Raw genomic sequence first — 6,749 nt, forward strand, 5'->3', positions numbered from 1 at the left:
ATGGGTTTGAAGGCTCTATTTCGTCGGCGACCGCACGACGCGCCCAAACTGTCCCTGCGCCTGGTTTTGGTCGTCCCCTTCTTCGTGCAAATTATTATGGCGGTGGGATTGACGGGGTGGCTCTCCTTTCGCAACGGCTCCCGCGCCGTCAACGACTTGGCCACCCAGTTGCAGGGGGAAGTGAGCGATCGCATCCGCCAGGAACTCGACACCTACCTGGAAACCCCCCACCTCGTCAACCAGATCAACGTCGATGCGGTACGCCTGGGGTTGATCTCCCTGGACAATCTCCCCCAACTCGAGCGCTACCTGTGGACCCAGATGCAGCAGTTCCAAACCGCCAGCTACATCGGCATCGGCACCGAAACGGGGGTTTACATCGGCGCCAACCGCTACGACGACGGCTCCATCGAATTTGACATCCTCGCGGACAGCACCGGCGGCAATTTGGAAAAGTGGCTGGCGGACGCCGGGGGAAACCGCACCGAGTTGGTCAGCGTCCGGGACAACTACGACCCCCGAATCCGGCCGTGGTATCGAGCGGGGGTGGAGGCGGGGGAACCCGTCTGGAGTGAAATCTACGCCTATTTCGGCTCCAAGGCCCTGGTGATTTCCGCCAACCAACCCATTTTCGACGGGGACGGCAATTTGCTGGGGGTGGCGAGCACGGATTTGACGTTGGAGCGAATCAGCGAATTTCTCAGCACCCTGGAAATCGGCAAAACCGGACAGACATTCATCATGGAACGCAACGGTTTGCTGGTGGCGACTTCGACCCTGGAAGAAACCTTCGAGAACGAGGACGAAACCCGGGCGACACCCAGAATTCGGGCGGTGAACAGCAGCAATTCCCTCACCCAGGCGACGGCTCAATATTTGAGCGATCGCTTCCAAGATCTTGGCGAAATTGACGGCCGAGAACAGTTGATTTTTCGCCTCGACGGACGGCGGGAATTTTTGCAGGTGACTCCCATTACCGACCCCCGGGGGATTGATTGGTTGATTGTGGTGGTGGTTCCGGAGGCGGATTTTATGGAGCGGATTAATGCCAACACCCGCACGACGATTGTATTATGTTTGGTGGCGCTGGTGCTGGCGACGATGTTCGGAGTGTTCACGGCAAGACGGATCGCTCAACCCATTTTACGCCTCAGTGAAGCCTCCGGTGCGATCGCCCGGGGTGCAAGAAATGCCACCGCCAGCGGGGAACTCGACCAGCGGGTTGAGGAGGAGAGCATCGAAGAATTGGGGATTTTGGCACAATCATTTAATACGATGGTGCAGCAGTTGCGGGAATCGTTTATTGCCCTGGAAAAAACTAACCGGGAATTGGAACAACGGGTTGAAGAACGGACGGCGGCTTTGCGTCAGGAGAAGGAGCGATCGGAGCATCTGCTGTTGAATGTATTGCCCAAACCGATCGCGGACCAGTTGAAACGGGACCAAAAAGCGATCGCCTCGGCTATTGAAGAAGTGACGATTTTATTCGCGGATATCGTCGGATTCACCCCCCTCTCGGCACGGATGCCGCCCATCGAATTGGTGAGTTTGCTCAACGAAATGTTTTCCATTTTCGACCATCTGGCGGAAAAGCACGGTCTGGAGAAAATCAAAACCATCGGCGATGCCTACATGGTGGTGGGGGGTTTGCCTTTGCCCCAGGACAACCACGCAGAAGCGATCGCGGATATGGCATTAGAAATGCAGGCGGCGATGAAGCAGTTCCAGAGCGACGATTTACCCGGTTCTGAATCCTTCCAAATTCGCATCGGCATCAACACCGGATCGGTGGTGGCGGGGGTAATTGGAATCAAAAAGTTTATTTATGATTTATGGGGAGATGCCGTTAATATTGCTTCTCGCATGGAATCATCGGGGGCGCCCGGTTCCATCCAAGTCACGGAGGAAACCTATCGGCGCCTGCGGGAAAAGTATGTATTTAAAAAACGGGGAGAAATCCCCGTCAAAGGAAAGGGAGAAATGACGACCTATTGGCTGCTCGGAAAAAATCCCCAATTGTAGGGGCGCAAGGCTTGCGCCCTCAAAGCTCGGAAAAAATCCCCAATTGTAGGGGCGCAAAACTTGCGCCCTCAAAGCCGAAATTTTCACCGCAGAGGCGCGGAGGGCGCAGAGGAAAATCAACTGTAGAGCAATATTATATGGCGGCACACTTTCTCATGGTGTTATAGTACGTCAAATCCGAGCAGAAGTCAACCCCAAATCCACAAAAATTTCCCCACCCGCAAACCCCCCGTTGTTGGGTTTGAGTCCCCGCCGGTCCGAGGGTGCGATCGCATTTTTGAAATCGCCGAAATCCTTGTCAGGCAGAAGATACAGCCTTTTCAAGGTGACACCACTCTCCAGCCTTCGCATAAAAAATGATCGCTTCTCCGATAGCTATGTAGCGGCAAGCAAGCCACCCCCAGAGTGGAAACGGCGAGTCGCCCAATTTCTGCAACCCACAACATGGAGTGCAATATGTGGAACTGGCTGAAAAAATTGTGGAAAAAAGCCAAAAAGTTAATGGAAACTATCTTTCAGGCGTTCATCGAATGGGTACTCACCTTGATTGAAGTCTTTTATCTGGCTTACCTCACCTCTGTCATTCTGACCTACTTTGCCGTCGCTTATCTGCTGTACTTCCTATTCTACATTCTCGACGGCGAAGCGGTGGTCGAAATGTGGGAACCCCAAGGAGAATCCGTCATCAGCAAACTCGAAAAAGCACCCAGCAACGTCGTCAAACCCAACCGCAAAGAAGCGACCGTGCTGAAAGCAGTTCGCAATTAAAGGCAAAGAGTCTGATCTCCCCAAATTGAATTGTAAACAGGACGTAAAACCATGCCAAGGCCCAATCAGAATCACACCCATCAAACCCACAACCGTCCCACGGTTTTCCTGACCATGACGCTAGAACCCAACCCGTCACGGGACAACAAAATCAAACAGATTGAATTGATTGGCGTTCCCGGAGAAATGCAAGGGGGGCAGTACATCGTCAGCGACACAACCTACAGCTTTATGGACGCAAACATCAGCCGTCCCATCTTTAGCAAGAGTCGTCGGATGTCCCATCTGAATTGGCAAAAGCTGAAAATTTGGCTGGTGGATTCAACGAATGACAACGGCAGTTTTGACTATCAAATTCCCACCGTTGACCATCGGGACTTTGAGATCAAATCGAACAGTCCAGAATCCGCTCTCAAGGGGATCTATGTCCTGGATAACGAGTTGCAGGGTTTGGAATATCGTCACTGGCAGCAAACGGCGCGATCGCTCTTTCAACCCCTGTTCAAAAACTTCGTTCCTCCCCCCCAATTCCCACTGTTTAGCCTCGATAAAAGTCCACTTTACGCCTGGACAGAATCGATGGAAGCGCAGTTAGATCCCTATGCAAAAATGAAGCGATCGCTCTTTTTCGATCACCTGATCATCCAAGTCGATTGACTCTCATCCCAACGCTCTAATCTCCCCCTTTTTTAGCATATCGATTGGATGATTCGGTCAATTTTTCAGAACTGGCTAAACAGTTCGAGGGCGTTTCGGGGCGGGATATCAAAAAGGCGGTTCTGAATGCGGTGGTGGGTGCGGCGAGCACGGAACAGCCGGACTCCGAGAAACGGGTGCATCAGTTCCATTTTATGGAGGCAATGGAGGAGGTGATTGCTGGTAACAAGGCGGCGGCAAAAGAAGAGATTAAGTTGATGCCTGCGACGGAAAATGTCGAGATTCCCCCGCCACCAGATGCCTAAAAATTCCCCAACCGAAAGTCCCGCCTTGAAATGAATTTCAAGGCTCACAGCAGAAGTCCACTTAAGTGGACTGACTCGATTGGATGGTTCTTTAATCCTCTTGAGAGGATTTTCGCTATGAGCTGGGGAATTGATTCCCCAGCGGTTTCTTCCTCCCCAGAGCCATATTATATGGCGGCACATTTTCTCATGGTGTTATAGTCTGTCAAATCCCGAAAAAAGTCAAGCTCAAATTCACAAAAATTTACCCGCCCACAAACCCCCCCGTTGTTGGGCTTTAGCCCCCCCCGCCGCCCGCGCCCAACCCAACCCCGCATAAAAAACCCGTGCCAGAATCGATAGAACAGCAGACGCCCAAAACAACCCCCGAAAACGAGGAATTATGAAACAATTCTTTGAACCCCTTCGCCGCTTTTGGCGGCGGCTGCGGGAAACCCCGCCCATTGCCCAACCCAAACCACCCCAGGAAGTATTGCCGATGAACGAAGAGAACCAACAGAGACTCGCCTTTCTGCAAGCCTTGCTGCAAGCCGAAATCAATGGAGGCGCCGAGGATGTTTATCAGGAATTGGATAAACGGGGTGGACGGCTTGACCCCCACTTGGCTGATGCGGCGAAAACCTTTCTTCAACAAGTCCGCACGGCAGAAAATCAGGAGTTAGAAGAAGGCGTCGTCGGACTGATTGAAAACATCGCCATTCGTCTTCAGGACTATCCCCGAGGTCGCCGAGAACAGAATGTCGCCATTGCCATTCAACTCTATCGGTTGGTCCTCGACGCCCGACCCCAAGATCGCCTCCCGGACAAGTGGGCACAAACCCAAAACAACCTGGGGACTGCCTACTCAAACCTCCCCACGGGCGATCGCGCGGCCAACCTGCAACGGGCGATCGACTGCTACCAAGCGGCCCTCACCGTCAGGAAACCCGACACCGCCCCCCTACAATGGGCCACGACCCAAAACAACCTGGGGACTGCCTACTCTGACCTCCCCACGGGCGATCGCGCGGCCAACCTGCAAGACGCGATCGACTGCTACCAAGCGGCCCTCACCGTCTGGAAACCGGAACTTTTCCCCTTAGATTGCCTGACAACCGCCCGCAATTGGGCGAACCTGGAATTTAATCAAGGGCATTGGCAAGATGCCTTAAAGCAGTATCAGGTTGCCATTGAAGCCATTGAACTCTCCCGGCGTTCCGCCCTCAGCGAAGACCGTCGCCAGCAGATTGTCGCCGAATCGATTTATATTTACGAAAACGCCATCCAAGCCGCCATCAACCTCGACGACATCCCCACCGCCCTGGAAATCGTCGAACGGGTGAGGGCGAAACGCCTGGTAGACTTGATGGCAACCGCCGACCTCTACGCCGACGGCAACATTCCCCCCCAGGTGCAGGAGTGGCTGCAACAACTCGATCGCCTCGACGACCAAATCACCCAAAAACGCCAGGAATTTAAAGACAACTCCGGGGAAACCCAAGACAACTCCGGGGACACCCAAGACGACTCCGGGGAAACCCAACCCGACAAACTCAAAACCCGCCAACTCCGCGCCGCCACCACCGTCTCCGCTGACATTGCCGAAATCGAAGGCCAAAAACAAGTCATCCTCGACCAACTCGGCAACGTTGATGAAGTCGTCGCCAAACTGCGGCAAGTTCAACCCCCGAAACTCTCAGATTTTCTACCCCTGCTATCGGAAAAAACGGCAATTCTCAACTTTTATACCACCGACAACGATACCCATATTTTCATCCTCCGTTCGGGAGAGTCCCAACCCCGTTGTTTCACCTGCAAAGGACAGGGCTACAACACCCTACAACAGTGGTTGCGAAAAATGTGGGTTGCCCCCTATGCCGGGTTTGGCATCACCGAAGCAGACGAAAAAAAACACCAGGAAAAACGCAAACAACGCAAGCAACAGTGGAAGCGGCGAATGCCCAAAGTGCTGGCGGTTCTCTCCCGCCGCCTGGAACTGAACCGCCTGATAAAAGAACACCTGCAAGACATCGAAGAATTAGTCATCGTTCCCCATCTGTTCCTGCATCAAATCCCCTTCGCCGCCCTACCCATCCATCTCCCCTCGCCCACTGGGAGAGGGGTTGGGGGTGAGGGCTATCTCGGCGATAAATTCCTCATCCGATACGCCCCCAGCCTGCAAGTGCTCGGCTTCTGCCACAAACGCGGCAACATCTCCGACACCAATTATGGCACTGCAGAAAACGCCACCGACGACCTGCCCTTCAGCGGCTTTGAGGGGGCAAAAGTCGCCGAATTCTTCAAAATCGACCCCCAACGGCGTCTCATCGGTTCGGCGGCTACCCGCCAAAACTACCGGAAATTACTCCAACAAGTTAACCGCCTGGTGAGCACCCACCACGCCCAAAGTCGCTTCGACAATTCTCAAGAGTCGGGATTACTACTCAGCGACGGCACCATCAGCGTCAGCAAACTGTTTTCTCCCGGTTGGCGTTTCCCGCAACTGGAGGAAGTGTTTCTCTCCTGTTGCGAAACGAACCTATTTTTTCCCGGTAGTTTAGTTGATGAACCGGTGGCATTGAGTACGGGATTTCTCTGTGCGGGGGCGCGGGGTGCCATAGCCAGTCAGTGGGCAATTTACGACTGTTCGGCGGCGCTGTTATCGATTCTCTATCACGAACAGCGGGGGGAGGGATTAAACCGGGTTCAGGCGTTGCAAGCGGCACAGCAAAAAATGCGGCGGATGACGGCGGCGGAGTTTAAGAAGCGGTATAAAAAGCCGGTGGAAAATCATCTGAAAGCCGAGGAAAATCGAGTCCTCAATAATTCCAAAGCCCTCACCCGTGTCGGGGATGCGAAAAAACTGGTTAAAAAGTATGCCAAGGACAAAGGTTGTCCGTTTGAGCATCCGGTGCATTGGGGGGCGTTGGGCTGTTACGGTTTGGGGTTGCTCCCCCTAAATCCCCCTTAAAAAGGGGGACTTTGAAGAGGGTTGGGGTTGCTCCCCCTAAATCCCCC

6 protein-coding genes are annotated in these 6,749 nt (G+C 53.6%); 5 read left to right on the plus strand and 1 reads right to left on the minus strand.

Annotated features, from left to right (window positions below; translation table 11 throughout):
- Nucleotides 1-2,022, plus strand: coding sequence for an adenylate/guanylate cyclase domain-containing protein (locus AC0QHF_RS06245; protein ID WP_324703336.1), 2,022 nt, complete (start codon nt 1-3; stop codon nt 2,020-2,022).
- 171 nt (nt 2,023-2,193) lie between these two features.
- Here the strand turns inward: AC0QHF_RS06245 and AC0QHF_RS06250 are convergent, their stop codons facing one another.
- On the minus strand, nt 2,194-2,373 hold the full coding sequence (locus AC0QHF_RS06250) for a hypothetical protein (RefSeq protein ID WP_324703330.1): 180 nt from the start codon (nt 2,371-2,373) through the stop codon (nt 2,194-2,196).
- A 105-nt stretch (nt 2,374-2,478) separates the two neighbouring features.
- Here AC0QHF_RS06250 and AC0QHF_RS06255 point away from each other — a divergent pair, with 105 nt between their 5' ends.
- From AC0QHF_RS06255 to AC0QHF_RS06270, 4 genes are all read left to right on the plus strand, one after another.
- Nucleotides 2,479-2,790: a hypothetical protein gene (locus AC0QHF_RS06255; RefSeq protein WP_324703331.1), complete on the plus strand. Its 312-nt coding sequence runs from the start codon at nt 2,479-2,481 to the stop codon at nt 2,788-2,790.
- 51 nt (nt 2,791-2,841) lie between these two features.
- On the plus strand, nt 2,842-3,447 hold the full coding sequence (locus AC0QHF_RS06260) for a hypothetical protein (RefSeq protein WP_324703332.1): 606 nt from the start codon (nt 2,842-2,844) through the stop codon (nt 3,445-3,447).
- 44 nt (nt 3,448-3,491) lie between these two features.
- Nucleotides 3,492-3,752 carry a hypothetical protein gene (locus tag AC0QHF_RS06265; RefSeq protein WP_324703333.1) on the plus strand — a complete coding sequence of 87 codons (261 nt, stop codon included), beginning with the start codon at nt 3,492-3,494 and terminating at the stop codon, nt 3,750-3,752.
- Nucleotides 3,753-4,134: 382 nt separating this feature from the next.
- Nucleotides 4,135-6,702 (plus strand): CHAT domain-containing protein, encoded by a 2,568-nt coding sequence (locus AC0QHF_RS06270; protein WP_324703334.1) that lies wholly within the window; start codon nt 4,135-4,137, stop codon nt 6,700-6,702.
- The last annotated feature ends 47 nt before the right edge of the window (nt 6,703-6,749 follow it).

The organism is Lyngbya sp. CCY1209 (genome assembly GCF_055795065.1).

Coding starts and splice junctions, on each gene's coding strand:
- AC0QHF_RS06260 (WP_324703332.1), top strand. CDS start 2,842: ATGCCAAGGCCCAATCAGAATCACACCCATCAAACCCACAACCGTCCC.
- AC0QHF_RS06255 (WP_324703331.1), top strand. CDS start 2,479: ATGTGGAACTGGCTGAAAAAATTGTGGAAAAAAGCCAAAAAGTTAATG.
- AC0QHF_RS06270 (WP_324703334.1), top strand. CDS start 4,135: ATGAAACAATTCTTTGAACCCCTTCGCCGCTTTTGGCGGCGGCTGCGG.
- AC0QHF_RS06245 (WP_324703336.1), top strand. CDS start 1: ATGGGTTTGAAGGCTCTATTTCGTCGGCGACCGCACGACGCGCCCAAA.
- AC0QHF_RS06250 (WP_324703330.1), bottom strand. CDS start 2,373: ATGCGAAGGCTGGAGAGTGGTGTCACCTTGAAAAGGCTGTATCTTCTG.